This is a genomic window from Bacillus sp. SIMBA_005, assembly GCF_046535585.1.
Lineage (GTDB): Bacteria > Bacillota > Bacilli > Bacillales > Bacillaceae > Bacillus > Bacillus pumilus.
In genome coordinates this window covers 1-253 of sequence record NZ_JAWRWI010000791.1, presented here as the reverse complement: position 1 = coordinate 253, position 253 = coordinate 1, and the positions used below count along the sequence as shown (strand labels likewise).

The 253-nt window shown below is 58.1% G+C and carries 1 pseudogene; it reads right to left on the bottom strand.

The features are described from left to right. A pseudogene (locus SB660_RS22235) lies at positions 1 to 253 on the bottom strand (alpha/beta hydrolase); the annotation flags it as partial.

The window sequence follows — 253 nt, the reverse complement described above, 5'->3', positions numbered from 1 at the left end:
CTGTCGATCGGATAATCCCGCTCCATCGCGGGCTTTACTTCTTCTTCTATAAACTCCAGAAACGCTTCCGCCCCTCCCTGTTCGGGCCATGCCGCGCCGCGCGGATGCACCGGCAGTTCTGATTCAGATAGCGGCATCGTAAAATCACTGTGCCGTTCGGCTGAAAACGGCTGATCTGTCGGGTAGCCGATTCCGACAATCACCGCCGGCACAACGCCTGTTTTTTCAGGCCGCCGGCTTTGCACCCGCAAAG